Annotated in this window: 11 protein-coding genes and 1 pseudogene; all 12 read left to right on the top strand. The window is 45.4% G+C overall.

The features are described 5' to 3' along the window. The first annotated feature begins 20 nt into the window (after nucleotides 1-20). The 12 genes and pseudogenes from QNH28_RS24345 (at nucleotide 21) to QNH28_RS24290 (ending at nucleotide 15,630) form a co-directional block, all read left to right on the top strand. A complete protein-coding gene (locus tag QNH28_RS24345) occupies nucleotides 21-947 on the top strand; it encodes an ABC transporter permease (protein ID WP_283908901.1) in 927 nt (308 codons plus the stop codon). Nucleotides 948-1,042: 95 nt separating this feature from the next. Then, nucleotides 1,043-1,933, top strand: a complete 891-nt coding sequence (locus QNH28_RS24340; protein ID WP_042191442.1) for a carbohydrate ABC transporter permease — start codon at nucleotides 1,043-1,045, stop codon at nucleotides 1,931-1,933. A gap of 35 nt (nucleotides 1,934-1,968) precedes the next feature. Further along, nucleotides 1,969-3,615, top strand: coding sequence for an extracellular solute-binding protein (locus tag QNH28_RS24335; RefSeq protein ID WP_283908900.1), 1,647 nt, complete (start codon nucleotides 1,969-1,971; stop codon nucleotides 3,613-3,615). A 37-nt stretch (nucleotides 3,616-3,652) separates the two neighbouring features. Continuing rightward, complete coding sequence (locus tag QNH28_RS24330) at nucleotides 3,653-5,386, top strand: family 10 glycosylhydrolase (RefSeq protein ID WP_283908899.1); 1,734 nt, start codon at nucleotides 3,653-3,655, stop codon at nucleotides 5,384-5,386. A 190-nt stretch (nucleotides 5,387-5,576) separates the two neighbouring features. Beyond that, the gene (locus tag QNH28_RS24325) at nucleotides 5,577-6,602 is read left to right on the top strand and encodes a helix-turn-helix transcriptional regulator (protein WP_283908898.1); all 1,026 of its coding nucleotides are present in this window, start codon (nucleotides 5,577-5,579) and stop codon (nucleotides 6,600-6,602) included. A 171-nt stretch (nucleotides 6,603-6,773) separates the two neighbouring features. Further along, nucleotides 6,774-8,555, top strand: a complete 1,782-nt coding sequence (locus tag QNH28_RS24320) for an ABC transporter ATP-binding protein (protein WP_283912251.1) — start codon at nucleotides 6,774-6,776, stop codon at nucleotides 8,553-8,555. Beyond that, entirely contained in the window at nucleotides 8,552-10,291 is a 1,740-nt protein-coding gene (locus tag QNH28_RS24315; protein ID WP_283908897.1) for an ABC transporter ATP-binding protein, read from the top strand. Before QNH28_RS24320 ends, QNH28_RS24315 begins: the two co-directional genes overlap by 4 nt. A 34-nt stretch (nucleotides 10,292-10,325) precedes the next feature. Beyond that, nucleotides 10,326-10,649 carry a hypothetical protein gene (locus QNH28_RS24310; RefSeq protein WP_283908896.1) on the top strand — a complete coding sequence of 108 codons (324 nt, stop codon included), beginning with the start codon at nucleotides 10,326-10,328 and terminating at the stop codon, nucleotides 10,647-10,649. Nucleotides 10,650-10,908: 259 nt separating this feature from the next. Next, nucleotides 10,909-11,427: a hypothetical protein gene (locus QNH28_RS24305; protein ID WP_283908895.1), complete on the top strand. Its 519-nt coding sequence runs from the start codon at nucleotides 10,909-10,911 to the stop codon at nucleotides 11,425-11,427. 219 nt (nucleotides 11,428-11,646) lie between these two features. Continuing rightward, nucleotides 11,647-12,546: a hypothetical protein gene (locus QNH28_RS24300; RefSeq protein WP_283908894.1), complete on the top strand. Its 900-nt coding sequence runs from the start codon at nucleotides 11,647-11,649 to the stop codon at nucleotides 12,544-12,546. 72 nt (nucleotides 12,547-12,618) lie between these two features. Further along, a pseudogene (locus QNH28_RS24295) lies at nucleotides 12,619-13,032 on the top strand (phage tail protein); the annotation flags it as partial. A gap of 645 nt (nucleotides 13,033-13,677) precedes the next feature. Continuing rightward, nucleotides 13,678-15,630 (top strand): AraC family transcriptional regulator, encoded by a 1,953-nt coding sequence (locus tag QNH28_RS24290; RefSeq protein WP_283908893.1) that lies wholly within the window; start codon nucleotides 13,678-13,680, stop codon nucleotides 15,628-15,630. The last annotated feature ends 87 nt before the right edge of the window (nucleotides 15,631-15,717 follow it).

The following is a 15,717-nucleotide window of genomic DNA, read 5'->3' as shown; positions in this document are numbered from 1 at the left end:
GTCCAGAGGAGGAAAAACGGATGAACACGGCCGAGAAGCCAAGTAGATGGAAGAAATTCACCAGTCAATTGGATTTGCAGTCCATGGTTTGGCCGGGAATTATCTTTGTATTCATTTTTAGCTACATTCCGATGTATGGCGTGGTTATGGCGTTCCAGCAATACGATATTTTTGGCGGCATGATGAAGAGCCCCTGGGTTGGATTTATGCATTTCAGAATGTTCTTCGAGGCACCGGAGTTCTGGAATGTGATGCGAAATACCATTGTGATTAGCTTGCTTAAATTGATTATCTCTTTTCCAGCACCGATTCTTCTTGCACTAATGCTGAATGAGATCGGTAATATGGGCTTTAAACGCGTTATCCAGACCGTCAGCTATTTACCGTATTTCCTGTCCTGGGTTATTGTATCCGGTTTTGTATTTTCGCTGTTATCTGTTGACAACGGAACGGTAAACTATGTGCTGGAGCGATTCAATCTGGTAGGGGAGCCAGTTAACTTCCTGGCATTACCCAAATACTTCTGGTCTATTCTAGTAAGTGTAAATGTGTGGAAGGAGGTCGGATTTGGGAGCATTGTCTATCTGGCCGCGATTGCAGGCATTGATCCGACTTTATATGAAGCCGCTTCCATAGACGGAGCAAGCCGATTTAAGCAAATTCACTTGATTACACTCCCCAGCATTACCCCCATTATCATCATCTTTATGATTCTTGCCATCGGCAGTCTGCTTAGTGCGGGCTTTGAGGACATTTTGCTGCTGGCAACCAATCCAATCCTGCGACCATACTCCGATGTTATCGACACCTATGTGTACCGTGTGGGGATATTAAATGCCAGATTCTCTTATGCGACAGCGGTAGGGCTTTTCAAAGCGGTGATCAGTGTCATTCTGCTGGTGATGGCCAACAAAATCGCCCGCCGGGCAGATGTTAGTCTCTGGTAGGTACTACTACTTATAGCGAATGCTTCCGATGCAAGTTTTATTGGGATGTATCGACTGTAAGTAATGCTCCATAAACCTTTTAGGAGAGGTGAACAATGAGACTAAGCCTAGGCGACAAAATCATGCAGCGGACTATTTATATCCTTTTGACGCTGCTGGCGCTACTTATGCTGTACCCGTTTTGGAACGCGCTGGTCATTTCCTTTAATCTAGGGAGCGATACGGCGCTCGGCGGTGTAACCTTGTTGCCGAGAGCATTTACCCTGGAAAATTATTATATTGTGTTTCAGGATCATCGCCTGCTGAATTCTTTTTTGATCACCATTCTTAGAACGCTCGGCGGCACGGCATTGTCCGTCTTCTTCACGGCCCTGTTAGCTTACGGAATGTCCAAGAAAACATTGCTTTTTCGAAAACAATATATGGTGTTCTTCATGATTACGATGTTCTTCAGTGGAGGGCTCATCCCTAGTTATTTACTAGTTCGCTCTTTGGGTATGCTGGACACCTTTTGGGTTCTGATTATCCCCGGCATCATCAGCGTCTGGAACATGATTGTCATCCGCACCTTCTTCAACGCTTTGCCGGAGGGGCTGGAGGAATCGGCCAAAATCGACGGCTGCAGTAACTACGGCATTTTCTTCCGAATCGTTATTCCCGTCTCCGGCCCGGTGCTGGCTACGATTGCTTTATTTACTGCGGTCGGTTACTGGAACGACTGGTTTACGGGAGCGATCTATATTACGAAGGACGAACTGCTTCCTATACAGACCCTGCTGCGGCAGGTTATGAACTCCAACATTATGACCCAAATTGGTTCATCGAATGCCATTGCGCTGGATCATATGAACCGAAATCGGACGATTACCACGAAGTCACTGACCATGGCTACGATGATGATCGCTACTATTCCGATTATCCTGACGTACCCTTTTCTCCAAAAGTACTTTGTTAAGGGTGTAATGATCGGTTCATTGAAAGAATAGCAGTTTCCATTACTATGTAGAAAGAAGGGAAAAGAATGCGTAATCGTATGAAATGGGTATCGCTTTTGCTGACCTCGATGGTGCTACTTCTCACTGCCTGTAGCGGTGGGGGGAATTCTAACACTTCGCAAAACACAAGCGAGAAAAATCTGAATACCGAGGTCGCCACGGATGACGGCAGCGGAATCAAGCCCGTCACCTTCAGCTTCTATGGAAACTACGACTGGCTTACGACATCACCATGGGGGGATAATGAGGCGACAAAATGGATTCAGGAGAACCGCAAGGTTACTGTTGAACCGATACAATCTGGAGGGGCGGCTGGAGAAAAGCTCAACACGATGATCGTTGGCGGTGATTTACCGGATGTCATTTTTACTGACCGGGGATCCTCAGTGGAACGGCTGGTGCAGGCAGGGCAGCTCGTTGCGCTGGATGATTACTATGACAGGTATCCGAACTTCAAGAAATATGTCAAGGAATCCACCCTGAATTTGCTCCGTTCAGATGACGGCAAAATCTATCAAATCCCCAACTGGTATACATCCGGGCAATTCGGCAACGGCGGATGGATGGTGAATAAAGATATTTATAATGAGCTCGGCAGACCGACGCTGGAGACCTTTGATGATTTGTATCAATATTTACGCTTGGTGCAAGAAAAGTATCCGGATGTAGTACCTCTGGAGGTTGGTGAGAAGGGGGCAGGTCTGGAAATTATGTATGGCGGTTTTACGGAGAACTCCACCAGTAAGTTCATTTCACTCATGGGATATCCGGAAGGCGATAAGCTGTCATCTATCTTGGACGATCCCGCTTACAAGGAGATGGTGCTGTATATCAATAAGCTGTATCGTGAACGGCTGATTACGCAGGATGCACTGCAACAAACCCAGGATGCGGTCAAAGAAAAGGTCAATACCAGCCGCGTAGCGGTCATGGTCGAATCCAATATCACTACGTATGGAGCCGAGGGACACCGGGCACTGACAGCGAGTAATCCGGACAGCGGTTATGAAATTATTTGGCCTATTCATAAAGCCGGACTAGACAAAACACAAGTGTTTGTAAGCGGTTTCGAGACGCTGGGTTGGAACGTCAGTGTCATTACGAAAAAGGCCAAGGATCCGGAGGCCATCTTCGCTTACTTTGACTGGATTACGGGTCCGGAGGGACAGAAGGTGCTTTTCTTCGGTCCTAAAGGCTTGTACTGGGATGAGGAGGACGCAGACGGAGCACCAATTCCGAATGAGAAATACAAGACGACTCCTGCTAACGAACGTACCGAAACGATGAGAAAATTCGAGGACTTTAACTGGGCGGGAAATACGACCTTTATTGATACGGCGAAAATGAGCTTAGAGGCGTTGCTTTCCGCGAACCAGAAATCATGGGAGACAGTGGCGCAGTCCACGGTGACCTGGAAAACCGCGCTGGACATTACGGAATTTGTGAATACCGATCCGCTTCCGGATACGGAGATTGGCATCATCGCACAGAATGTCGGGGATATTTATACCCTTGCTTACGCACAAATGGTTCAGGCGAAGTCGGATGAAGAGGTATTGTCGGCACTGGAGACAGCCAAAAAGAACACCCAAAAAGCGGGGCTGGATAAGCTGCTTGAGTTCAGAACCGAAAAATGGCAGGAGAATGTCAAGAAAATCAACGCGACGAAATAAGACTTTTATAAAATCTTATACTTGTGGAGGCGATATTATGGCATTTGCTCTGAGATCGAGATGCATAGCAATGTTAAGCTTCGTATTGGTTTCTTCGATAGTAGGTGGTTCCGTGCCGGTTAAGGCCGATGAGGAGAGTAATCACCCTTTTGAAACGGAAGTTATTGTACGGACCGTAAACCAGTTTAAGAACACGGCGGATGTCCATAATTTCATTCAGCTGTCCACAAGCTACGGTGTCGATGTCATCAGCATGAACGTGAAGCAGGATGAAGATGATGAGGTTCCGTCTGGAAGTGTATTTTATCAGAGTGATATCGCTCCGATCGCGCAAGGCTACGAGAATTTTGATGCTCTGCAGGCTGTCATTACAGCAGCCCATGCTGCAGGAATTAAGGTTCATGCCTGGATTCCCCAGTTCCATGATCAGCAAGCCTTCCTTGCTCACGATGAGTGGCAGATGCAAGCGCTGGTTAATGGGGTTCAGACTCCGTTCACAGGTTCTAACGGCAACGAATACTTCGTCAATCCGATTCACCACGAAGTGCAGCAGTATGAGCGTTCCATCATTCAGGAAGTGATCGAGAATTATGCTGTTGACGGTGTTGTGCTAGACTGGATCCGCTTTGACAATTACAACATGGACGTCAGTGATTACACGGTTGCGAAGTATCAGGCGCAGTTCGGGTATTCCCCGCTCAGCATTGACTTCGATACGGATTCGCCTCAGCGTGAGCAGTGGAATGAATGGAGAACTGAACAAATTGGACAGTATGTAGGCGATATCCGTGAGGATATTTCCGAATCCTCAAATCCGGATGTGCAGCTCGGTGTGTATATTTTGCCGCCGGAATTTACAGAGGTTGGACAGAATGTAGCCAAATTCAAGGATGATATCGACTTTGTCGCACCGATGGCGTACTTTGATGACTGGGAGTTCAATAGTGATTGGGTATACAGCACTTCCTACGGCATTCTGAAGGATACGAGCGACCGGATCAGCGGCAGTGACGTGGAGATTGTAGCCACACTGGATAATGACTGGACTGATGATCAATATCAGGAGATTTACAAGGGAATCCGCGAGAATTATCCGGACGTGAAGCGCCTGTCGTTCTTTGCCTACGGGGCCTGGCCAGAAGATGAATTGGCCAATATCAAGGAACGTGAAACCTGGCCGACGCCAGGCTGGACGCCTCCGGTAGAACAAGACTATCCGGCTCAACTACCAGCCGGATGGAAAGCACGAAATATCGGTTCCAAGCCGGGGAACGTTACCTACAATTCTTCCAATAAGCAATTTACACTCAGCAGCAGCTCTACGGATATTTGGGGAAATGGAGATCAACTGAATTATATATACCAATCCGTGAGTGGCAATGCAGAGATTATTGTAAAAGTGCAGTCCACTAGCCGATTGGACGGCTGGGCCAAGGCTGGTATTATGATTCGGGAGTCGCTGGGTCATAATTCGAAGCACGCGGATATGATGCTTACCCCCGAGAATGGGGCAACCTTCCAGTATCGTGCAGAGACAGCGGGTAATATGGTCGACCATACTGCGGCTGCCTCGGCTCCAAGATGGCTAAAGCTGACCAGAAGTGGAAATACCTTCAAAGGCGCTATTTCGACGAACGGGAATAACTGGCAAACGGTCGGAACTGTTCAAATTCCGATGAATCGCAAGGTGTATATTGGCATAGCGCTCAGCAATCCGGGGGATGATTCGAGGAATAAGGCCGTGTTTGGAAATGTGAAGGTTACGGATTAAGCCTAATACAATAGCTTGGGGAGCTGAAAATATAGCTGGCCATGTCTTCGGAAGTGACGCATATAAGCCTTCTTCACCCTTAGGGGTGTGGGAAGGTTTTTTGTTGTTTATGCATATTTGCTAAAAGAACATTCAATTGATAATCATTCTCAATACATATATAATTAAACCAAAGTAAGGGGAAGTAGGGATGAGCATGAAGCGTAGCGATGGTCTGAATGAAGCGGAAACGATTGATGCCCATAAGACGCTTAGATGCGAAGGGTTTAATATTACTTACCAGTTGGACGGAAGCCACTTTGAGATAAAACCACCGCTAGAGCTAGGGAAGGGCAGCTGCCGGAGCCTGCTTACTCAGCGTTATCTTCAGATGACGGATTTTGATCTCCAATTTAATCGGGATATCGAAGCGAAGGGCGAGTTTAGAACACCTCGTACGGAGCTGATATTCTGCATAGGAAATGGAATTGAATGGGGGACCTCGCTGAAGCAGGACTATTTTGCCATAGATACAGGAGAAAGTGTGCTGCTTCACGGCGGAGTAAGAAGTGAAAATTGTATATACCTTAGCGGAGCGGGTTACAGATTCCTCAGCATAGATATGAGTCCGGCACAATTTGAGCGGATGACCAGCGGACTGACCGAGGATACACGTCTTCGAGCCGGAGGGGGAGCAGCTTTGTTTTTTGGCAAAAATGGTATTACACCATCTATCCGGCTCATTCTGTCACAAATTGCGGACTGTTCCTATAGTCAGGGTATGCGGGAACTCTATCTAGAGGGAAAAATGCTGGAGCTAATGGCTGTTTATCTCAATGAATCTTTATATGAAGCTGATCGGATTTCCCACTCAGTCAAGCTATCTAGAGATGATATGGAGAGCCTGCGACTAGCCAAGGTAATTCTGCAACGTGATTATTTACACCCACCGACGCTGGCTGGCCTCTCACGTATCATTTGCCTCAATGAGTTCAAGCTAAAGAAGGGCTTTAAGGAAATGTTCGGTTATACCGTCCATGCCTATGTTATCGAACAACGGATGCAAAGGGCGCAACAGCTGCTAGAAGATGGAAATATGACTGTCAGTGAAGCAGCATCCAGGGTCGGATACGTGAATGTCAGCCATTTCTCAGCAGCCTTTCGCAAAAAATTCGGTGTGCGCCCTGGAGAATATCTGATCAGCGGTAGACAGCGTTCTTTAGGAACAAGGGTGTAAGCTCGCGTCGAAAACAGATGCTCCTGATTTGGTTGATTATAATCCCGGAAACGGTAGCAACCAGGATGAGCGTTCCTATACACTAGTGCACAGAGAATCATTCTCAGTGCACTTTTTTTGTGCGTAATTATAAAGAGTGGGGGAACAGCTGTGAGTAAAACCAAAACTGGCATGTCGAGACTGCTGGAGATTGCCGGAGAGAAGCGGAGCCTGCTGATCCTGTCTGGCGTATTGTCATCTGTCAGCGCTGTGCTAATGCTGGTACCATTTTTGTCTGTTTATTTCATATTGGCCGAGCTACTGCGGCATGCCGCATCTCCTGGACAGGTTGATGGTGATGCTATGATTTGCTGGGGATGGATTGCACTCGGCGGATTGATCGGAGGTCTGGTGACCTCGTATTGCGGTATTATGTGCTCACATATTGCAGCTTTTCGTATTCAGTATAATTTGCGTGTACGAATGACCGAGCATCTGGGCAGACTGCCGCTCGGCTTCCTGAATGGAACTTCGACCGGAGCAGTGAAGAAGACGCTGGAACAGAATGTCGACAAGGTGGAAAATTTCGTAGCGCATCAGCTCCCAGATTTGGTCAGCGCGCTGGCGTCTACGGTGCTGATGATTGTGGCGATGTTCTGGCTGAGTCCTCCGTTAGCTGTTGCCTGTCTTCTACCGATCTTCATAGGAATGGTTGTGCAGTCAGCACTTATGATGAGCGGCAAGGGAAAAACCAGTGTGAAGCAGTATCATGATTCCTTGGAGCAGATCAATGCTTCGGCGGTGCAGTATGTGCGGGGGATGCCAGCGGTGAAGGTGTTCGGACAGACGGTGCATTCCTTCCGAAAGTTCTACAGTGATATGACCAGATACCGTGATTATTGTCTGGAGTTTACGGACCGTTATCAGTCAGGCTATGTTCTGTTCAAAACATTACTGGCCTCCTCGTTTACCTTTATTTTACCGGTGGGTGTCTTTATGCTAAGCGGTCGGCCGGACTCCATGTCCTTTGCGCTTGTGCTGCTGTTCTTTCTAATTATGGCGCCAGGCGTATCATCTCCGCTTTATAAACTGCTTATGCTGGCTTCGAGCACTCGGGATATCGGCGAAGGCGTGGAGCGGATGGATCGTCTTTTGGCACAGCAGCCTGTACCAGAAATAGCTAAGCCGCTATCACCGCAAGCTTTCGACGTTGAATTTATGGACGTAACCTTCTCCTACAGTGAAGAAGAGGGGGCTGCGGCTGCGCTCAGCGAGGTCTCTTTCCGAGCAGAACAAGGGAAGGTTACAGCGCTGGTTGGACCGTCAGGATCAGGTAAATCGACGGTGGCCAGCTTGGTGCCGCGGTTCTGGGACCCGCAAGAGGGTGCGATCCGTATCGGTGGAGTGGATATCCGCCATATGGCGATTCATGAACTGATGAATACAGTTGCCTTCGTATTCCAGGAGACCTTCCTGTTCTATGACACTTTGTATGAAAATATTGCCGTCGGCAAACCGGGAGCCACGCTGGATGAAGTCCAAGCTGCAGCAAGAGCTGCGCAATGCGATGAGTTCATCTCTCGGCTTCCGCAGGGGTACGATACGTTAATCGGTGAAGGTGGTGTCTATCTCTCCGGCGGTGAAGAGCAGCGTATTGCGGTAGCCCGGGCCATCCTCAAAAATGCGCCGGTACTTGTCCTCGACGAAGCGACTGCTTTTGCCGACCCGGAAAATGAACATCACATGCAGCTGGCACTAACGGAGCTTATGCGCGGGAAGACGGTTATTGTCATTGCCCACCGTCTGTCTTCTATTCGTGAAGCTGCACAGATTTTGGTACTACGAGATGGGCAAATCGTGGAGCACGGAGATCACGATAGTTTGATTGATCTCAATGGACTTTACACTCAAATGTGGCATGCCTACAGTGACGCCGGAGATTGGCATTTGGAAAAAGGGGGGGAACAGCTATGAAGGTATTGCACAATATTACTGCTGGCAAACCACAGCAGCTGCTGAAGCCTGTGTTTTTTTCCTTACTGGCTAACATAGTCAGTGTGCTTCCGTTTGCGCTTGTGATTGAGGCGGTACGGTTGATTTTTGCTCCTTATATTACGGTGGGTGCAGAGCTTCAGATAGAACGGCTTTGGTGGATTTGCGCGGGACTAGCTGCTGTCATGGTACTGATGTTCCTGAGCGAGATTCCCGCTTACCGCACTGCATACCGCGGGGCTTACAATGTTGCGGCGCAGGGACGGGCGGAATTAGCAGAGCATCTGCGTAAGCTTCCGCTAGGCTACCTGACTCGCCGGGACCCCGGTGATCTGGCCAATATGATGATGGGCGATTTCACACTGGTTGAGACAGGGATTTCACATCTGCTGCCACAGCTTGCAGGGGCTTTTGTACTGCCGATATTTGCACTTGCGGGTTTACTGTTCCTCGACTGGCGGATGGCGCTTTCCATGTTCGTGGCGCTGCCGATTGCCCTCCTGATTATGTATCTGTCAGGCAGACTGCGGCGGAGATTAGGGACGAATCATATGAAAGCGAAATTGAACGCCGCGAATCGGCTACAGGAGTATTTGAATGGTATTCGGGTGATGAAGGCCTATAACCTAACGGGAGAACGATTTGTCCGTCTGGATAGCTCTTTTAGAACTTTGATGAAGGAAAGTGTGAAGCTTGAAGGGATATTCGGACCGGTCATTCTAACGGCTATGGCTCTTCTTCGTGCGGGTCTGACCTTAATGGTATTCGTAGGTGTGCATCTATTGTTAGGCGGGGAGCTCGGTATTTTGCAGCTGGCGGTATTCCTTATTGTCGGCACACGCATCTATGATCCACTGACGACGGCGCTCGCCAACTATGCCGAATTCCGGTACAACGAACAAGCGGGTGAACGCATCGTAGACCTGCTTCGCCAGCCGGTAATGACGGGGACTACAGCTCCACTTCCCGAGAGCAGTACGATCCGCTTTGACAATGTTACTTTCAGCTATGGAGGTGAGCCTGTTCTGAAACAATTAAGCATAGAAATGCCGCAAGGCTCATTAACTGCAATCGTGGGTCCCTCCGGCAGCGGAAAGAGTACAGTGCTGCGTTTGATCTCACGCTTCTATGATCCTGATGAAGGAAGTGTTCTGCTAGGTGGACGCAATATTAAAGATATTGATCCAGAACATTTGCTAGGTTCTGTGTCGGTTGTGTTTCAAGATGTGTATCTGTTCCAAGATACCATTGGAAACAACATTGCCTTTGGGCGGCCGGGCGCGTCGCAGCAGGATATTCAACAAGCAGCAGAAATGGCCCGTTGCCATGATTTCATCATGAAATTACCGCTAGGCTATGACACGCCAGTAGGCGAGGGTGGCAGTACGCTTTCCGGAGGGGAGAAGCAGCGGATCTCCATTGCTCGTGCGATTCTTAAGAACGCCCCGATTGTATTGTTAGATGAGGCTACTGCATCGCTTGACCCGCAGAATGAAGCCGAAATCCAGAAGGGAATTGATGCGCTGATTACGGGCAGAACCGTTATTGTTATCGCCCATCGGCTGAAAACCATACGCGGTGCAGACAACATTATTGTGCTGGAAGATGGCCGACTGGTGGAGCAGGGACGGCATGAAGCTTTATTACTACGCGGTGGATTGTACGACCGTCTCTGGAAGCTGCAGCAGCAATCCGTCGGATTCCGCATCACATCATAGGAAACGTCATTTACGCTTTTAGGAGGGCAAACGTATGGCTATCACAAAGGATGAATCTAACTGGCCCATTATAAGCCTTAGTCTGGGAGGAAATTTTGATCAGGAAACGGTAGAGGAATATATCGCTTATTGGGAAGAATTGCTCTCCCGTCAATCCCCCTTTGGTCTGATCATGCTGCATTCTTCAGAGAAGAACATACGTCCGGAGTGTGCAGTCATACAGCTGTATATGAACTGGTGCAAGAGGAACAAACATGAAATCGCTCAATATTGCTCAGGCATCGCGGTTGTAATGCAGAACGCCAAATTGCTCGCTCTTTACAAGCCGGTTACGGCAGTGTCTACTAAAAGAACCTAGGGCTGTCACGGAGGCGCCTTCGCGAAAGAGGCTGAGGCTGTAAAGTGGCTGGAGGAATTACTGTCTCAAACATTATCGGGTGCGAAAATTTAATATAGCTGCCCATATTTTGGGGATACACATTTAAGCTTTCTTCACCCTTTAGGGTGGGGAAGGCTTTTTTATGTGCTTTCATTGTTATAGAAAGAAAAGAATCCGCCAACCCCTCACAACCAACATGTCAGAGTAAGCTTTTTTAAATATAAATGGCGTGTGTTGAATGAAGATAAATAATAATTATTTGAAAGAACAATTAAAACATCTATATTGGCTAAATGGTGGACCTTGTGCTGGAAAGACTACTATGACCAAGAAGTTTGTAGAGGAACATTGCCAATGGTTATTTCAAGTTGTCGAAGAGATGATGGACTTCTTTATTATTAACTTGCTGAAGTTACCTGATGACAAACCGATCATAATAGATTTAGGAATAATGCCTGAATTTATATTACTGTTTATCCCGGAAGAGAGAATGATATGTTTTTATACGTCCGATGCGGAGATAGAGAGATTATATTACTTTAGAGAAGACCATAAGATGATTCTGGACTGCATTAACGCTTATACGTTATATCCAGAAGAAACAATTAAACACAGTAATAAATCTATGATTAAGTTCTCCAATGAAATAAAGAATGCTTGCACTAAGCTGGGGATCAAAACCATAGAAAGAACACCAAACATGAGCGTAGAAGAACAATTTAGGTTAGTTCGTGAACATTTTAAAATATTGGGATAACTGAAAGGTATACCTACTCAAAGAAACCATTCCTTTGTCAGGAATGGTTTTTTCATAATATTTTGCGATCATCTAGTTGACCTAATGTTTAACATGATATCTTCCTTTAGGTACTACCAAAGGGGAATTTATACATAACTAGAAAAGTACACAGGTGTGCCCGTATAATAAATAGGAGCAAGTAATTGGCAGTAGACTGATGATGAGGGGAGATAAGACATGTTTTTCTTTAAGAAAAATAAAGGCATCACAAAAGAGGAACTGCAGGCCTTGGTTGAAGGCTTGGAGCAGTCTTATATGGATAAGGATGAAGAAGGTTTGAGCAAAAGATTTCATCCAGATAAGAGGGGAATGTCCTTTTTAAATCACTTTCAATTAATGATGACATTTCAAATCTATAATATAAAATCTGAAATTCTCGAATTTGAATTGCTGTCAATGGATGCCACTAAAGCAGTCTTTACATACACTCGGAAGCATATTCATACCTGTGTCAACCCCGCCGATGAACGTGAGGAAAAAAGAAATCAAATTATCAGTTATTACGTTGAGGCTGTGAAGGAGAATGGTTCAATTTGGATTACGAGGTACAGCCCTTATAGCACGATTTTTGTAGATAAGAAGGGTGAATTCCTTAGTGGTGTGGATGCGGTCATTCCTCCTGGAGAAGAGATCAATTCAGGCATTGCGCGATTCATCCCGTATTTTCAGCTTAATAGCTATGTACCTGCAACATTCCATGTCTACAGTAACAGTCAATTTATCGGATATTATCCGTTAGGAGAATACCATCGGTACGAACCTTCGCATACGTTCACGATTAATTATTTTGATAAGATAGAGGCATCTTCTGTAGAGAAGCATACAGCGGATTATATCTCCCAAGAGACCTTGTTGACCGCTCAAGTACTGCATCAGACTGATAATAGCTCTGTAGTTGAGACAAAGTTGATGAGCAATAATGTATTAGAGCATGAACTTGTTACTAGCCTGCTTACCAAGAATGGCTTCTACATGATTAGATTTCTGTATGGCAAAGGGGAGCCGATGCCGCCAGAAGAGCGAGAAAAGTGGGAGCGTGAGATGGTCACTTTAATAGAAAAAGAGCACAGTAGTTAACTCAGAAACTTGCCGTTACAGACAGCACGCGAACCGTACATAAGTAACGATAAGTTTTTTTGGTAATGAGAGACACCTGTAGTAGATGCGCTTGCTGGTTTGCGAGCTAATGAAGCCCGTTACTTTATGAATAAATACAAGCATGAAATTGCGGTTATACAAGCCAGCGAAAGTCAGGAGACCCTTGATTATGTGAACCGAATTTTAAAAGATGAACGTGATATTGAGTTTGCGGCCAAACCTTTAGAAACGTCGCGTTTTCAAGTGGAAAATATTAAATTTGCTTATGTCTTTTATGAGGATGGTCTTGCAGTCAACGTTATGTATACGGTGGATGACCCTAAGAAGCGGGCTGTTGGTTTTTAGCTTTCTGAGGGGATGGAGATCCCAAAGGAGCTAGAAGAGAAGTTTAAGTTTGCTAGGCAGAAGTCCAAGCTAGCTGGAACAATTCGGGGTTCGTTTTTTGTAATTATTAAAGAATATTAAAGTAAGCAAAATTGCAACTTAGATGAATCATCAAAGAAAGGGCCATCCTGTAAAAGGATGGCCCTAAATCTTGCCAGTATAGATGATTTGCGTAGGTTATCTATTGGAAAGGCCCCCAGCCAAGAGGCCGAATTTATCATTTGAGCAACGAAAACTTGAGTAGCGTGCATACTTCACAATTATTTTGCATGAGTAGCTAGGATGGTGGAATGTACGGTATAAATGCCGTAGATACGAGCTGAGATGGCTAGGAGGTGGAATGTACGGTATAAATACCGTAGAAATGAGCTGAAGTGGCTGGAACGGTAGAATGTACGGTCAGGTTTTGTACATTAGCGGACTATTATAGTTCGGTGTTAGCTTTCTAAAAAACAGTTCTCCTTAACTGTAACTATTAATGTTAGTGATTTAGGTAATAAAAGAGTTAGTAATTTATTTCTTGGAGGATAGCTGTGGCATGCTTAGCAATGGCTATATCGACTTGGTTGGAGGTTCTCTGGGAGCGTCAGATTTGATCTATTAAAATTGGTTTGACTAGTCACCTATCATTTGACAATGATAATGGTTATCGTTTACGATTTTCATTTGTATAGGGATTTATAGCTGTAAAGGGTTAGCATGCTTTTGAACTTGGGAGGATTAACAGTGAACTGGGAAGAATACATCCAGATATGGGACACTTCATGGATTCAACTGGTGGACATTCGCCAACATGTGATACGTAGACAGAGTAAGCAGCGACATGTACTCCCAGCTAGTAGTTTTATATTTGTCGTGCGAGGGCAAGGTGCGGTCTGGTTGGATGGTGATCGGTATCCATTAGAACGATTCTTTGTCTTACATGCGGGAAAAGGAAGTAACATCAAGTTCGAGGTTGGACATGAGGATGTCACATACTATTACGTTTTATATAGAGGTACTATTTCTACTAAAGCTAGTAAATCAATATTGAAATCCTATCATATAAATAACCCTTTTCATCTGCAATATGCATGTAAACCTATTTCGCCGGTTGTTTTATATCGTCATATGGAATCGATATATGAGGAATGGAATCGCAGACCGGCTATGGAACGGTTCCAAGCGAAAATCCATTTTTATCAGTTCGTATATACGCTTGTACAGCAGTTACAGCTTCAGGGAGTTGCACCCAAAGAAACAGATTTAGTGGAACAGATCATTCAATACATTCACAAACATTATAATGAGACTATTTCACTTGAATCTTTGGCAGAGGTCTGGAACTATAGCATTCAATACTTATCGAGGCAGTTCAAACGTCGGACAGGGAGAAGTCCCATTGAATACGTAATTCAGACGAGAATGGCTAAAGCGAAGGAGTTACTGATTCAAACCGATGCCACCGTACAGGAGATTGCTGTAAACGTAGGTTATAGTGATGTCTTTTATTTTACCCGTCTGTTTAAGAAGCAGGTTGGGACGACGCCAGTTCAATACAAAAATAAGGTGAAGTCAGGTTTGATCGTTTCAGATAGTCCATGGCAAGAGTTCTTATCCTCCATGGGCAAATATTCTCCTGCTTGTTATATTGATCATGATAATCATTATCAATTAAAACTAGAAGGGGATAAACAGATGTTAAAGGGGATCGAGACGAAAAAAGGATTAATGCTAATGCTTGTGCTTACACTGTTACTTGCAGCTTGCGGAAATGGTAACACTAGCCGTAATAACAATTCGGGAGCAGAACCGACACAAAGTACGCCTTCCAATCAGGCCGTTGAAAAAACGGGTTTACGGAAAATAGCAACGGTGATGGGGGATGTTAATGTTCCAGCCAATCCCCAACGTGTTGTAGTGGATTGGGATTTGGGACCAGTCTTAGCAGTTGGGGTAAAACCGGTTGGAGCATCGAATACACAGCTGGAGTATTCTCAGTTTCTCAAACCTTTCTTAGATGAGACGGTACAAGACATAGGGGCAGAAGGAAGTATTTCTTTTGAGAAAGTATTAGAGCTAGCACCAGACGTCATTATCACATGGAATAAAGATGCCTATAGCAACTATTCTAAGATCGCACCGACCGTGTTATTTGATACAAGCAAATACGCAACGATTCAAGAAGAGATTACAGCTATGGGAGAAATTCTTGATCGAGAAGAAGAGGCTAAACAGTTTGTGGCAGATTTCGAAAAACGCAAAATAGCTGCCCGCGATAAAATTAAAAATGTAATTGCAAAAGATGCAACGATTTCTATCGTAGATTATATCACGGTAGAGAAATTTTTAATGGTCATTGGTAATCAGGGTGAGAGAGGCGGCAGAGCTACTTACGATATTTTGGGGCTGAATCCCACTCCAAAAGTTCAAAATGAAATCATTGATAAGGAAATGAGCCGTGTTGAAGTTTCTTGGGAAACGGTAAATGATTATGTAGGTGACTATGTTATTGTCCTTACAGTAAAGGACAAAGAACCGCCTAAGTTGCCAGCAACATGGAAGATGTTGGATGCAGTCAAGAATAATCGAGTAATTGAGATTGATATGGAGAAATATTTTGCAGCAGATTCATATTCCTCTCTGTTACAAGCGGAAGATATTGCTGATAAAATATCGAAGCTGGTTTCAGCTAAATAACCTTATTGAATTGAATCTATCTGAAGTCATTTTAAATAAAAAGACGAAGCCATTATGGCTTCGTCTTTTGTAGGTTTGTATACTCTT

It is taken from the genome of Paenibacillus sp. G2S3, assembly GCF_030123105.1.
Taxonomy (GTDB): Bacteria; Bacillota; Bacilli; order Paenibacillales; family Paenibacillaceae; genus Paenibacillus_AQ.
This window is presented reverse-complemented; position numbering and strand designations above follow the sequence as displayed.